2 protein-coding genes and 1 pseudogene are annotated in these 1,622 nt (G+C 72.9%); all 3 read left to right on the forward strand.

The window, feature by feature from the left end:
- Nucleotides 1-95: pseudogene (locus ACFCX4_RS36160) on the forward strand (roadblock/LC7 domain-containing protein); the annotation flags it as partial.
- Between the two features lie 160 nt (nt 96-255).
- Nucleotides 256-990 (forward strand): DUF742 domain-containing protein, encoded by a 735-nt coding sequence (locus ACFCX4_RS36165; protein ID WP_376151712.1) that lies wholly within the window; start codon nt 256-258, stop codon nt 988-990.
- The gene (locus ACFCX4_RS36170; protein ID WP_327680943.1) at nt 971-1,555 is read left to right on the forward strand and encodes an ATP/GTP-binding protein; all 585 of its coding nucleotides are present in this window, start codon (nt 971-973) and stop codon (nt 1,553-1,555) included. The genes ACFCX4_RS36165 and ACFCX4_RS36170 overlap by 20 nt, the downstream gene beginning before the upstream one ends.
- Nucleotides 1,556-1,622 lie beyond the last annotated feature (67 nt).

The following is a 1,622-nucleotide window of genomic DNA, read 5'->3' on the forward strand; positions in this document are numbered from 1 at the left end:
TCGTCGGATACGAGATGGCCCTGCTCGTCGACCGCGCCGGCGCCGTCCTCACCCCCGCACTCCGCGCAGAACTCCAGGGCAGTCTCCTGCACTGACGGTTCGTCGGATACCGTCCAGGTATTCGAAGCACCTCCGCGTCCGTCCCGGGCCCGCTTCGGCGGGGCCGGGACGGACGTAGTACGGCCTTCGCACCACCGGCTCCGGACCCGCGCCAGAGCTCGCACCGCACCGCCGCACCCTGTGAGGAGAGGAACCGTGACACCGCCCGACGACCGCAGCGGCCAGTACGGCGTTCCGTACCCTGGCACAGGCCATGACGCCTTCGGAGCACCCGGCGTCGTCGGCCACGGTCAGCAGTACGGCCGGCCGCTCCACGGCCAGCACGACCAGCACGGCCAGCAGTACGGTCAGCCGTCGTACGGGCAGCCGTACGCCGCGCCCGGACCGTACGACCCGTACGGCCGGCCCCGGCCCGCGTACGACGCTCCCCCGCCCGGTTACCCGAACGGGACGGCCGGGCAGCAGTCCGGTCACCTCCCCGGCCGCGGACCGGCCGCCGGGCAGCCGGCCGGGCACTACGCCCCGGCGCCCGGTCACCACCCGCAGGCCGACCCCGGCGGTGGCGACGACTACGACGACGAGCCGGACTCCGGCCCGCTGATCCGGCCGTTCGCGATGACCGGTGGACGCACCCGGCCCCGGTACGAGCTCGCCCTTGAGGCGCTCGTCTCCGCGAACGTGGATCCGCAGCGCCTGGCCACCCTGCTCCCCGAGCACCAGCGCATCTGCACCCTGTGCACCGAGGTCAAGTCCGTGGCCGAGGTCTCGGCGCTGCTCTCCCTTCCGCTGGGAGTGGCGCGGATCCTCGTGGCCGACCTGGCCGAGGCCGGCCTGGTCGCCATCCACCAGCCCGCTTCCGGCGGCGAAACCGGAAACCAGCCCGACGTCACGCTGCTCGAAAGGGTCCTCAGTGGACTTCGCAAGCTCTAACGCGGCCGCCCCCACCCGCGCCACCACCTCCGCGAAGATCGTCGTCGCGGGCGGCTTCGGTGTCGGCAAGACCACGCTCGTCGGCGCCGTCTCCGAGATCAACCCGCTGCGCACCGAAGCCGTCATGACCTCGGCCTCCGCCGGAATCGACGACCTCAGCCACGTCTCCGGCAAGACGACCACCACCGTCGCCATGGACTTCGGCCGCATCACCCTCGACGAGGACCTCATCCTCTACCTGTTCGGCACCCCCGGACAGGACCGCTTCTGGTTCATGTGGGACGACCTCGTCCGCGGCGCCATCGGCGCCGTCGTCCTCGTCGACACCCGACGCCTCGCCGACTGCTTCCCCGCCCTCGACTACTTCGAGAACAGCGGACTCCCCTTCGTCGTCGCCCTCAACGGCTTCGACGGACACCAGCCGCACACCTCCGACGAGGTCCGCGAAGCACTCCAGCTCGGCCCCGACACCCCGGTCATCACCCTGGACGCCCGGCGCCGCGACAGCGCCAAGAGCGCCCTCATCACCCTCGTCGAACACGCCCTCCTCGCCCGCCTCCGCTGAACGGAACCCGAGGCCGGCGGCCCCCGGGCCCCCCGGGGGGGGGGGGGGGGGGGGGGGCCGGGGGCGG

The sequence above is a fragment of the Kitasatospora sp. NPDC056327 genome, assembly GCF_042261735.1.
GTDB lineage: Bacteria > Actinomycetota > Actinomycetes > Streptomycetales > Streptomycetaceae > Kitasatospora.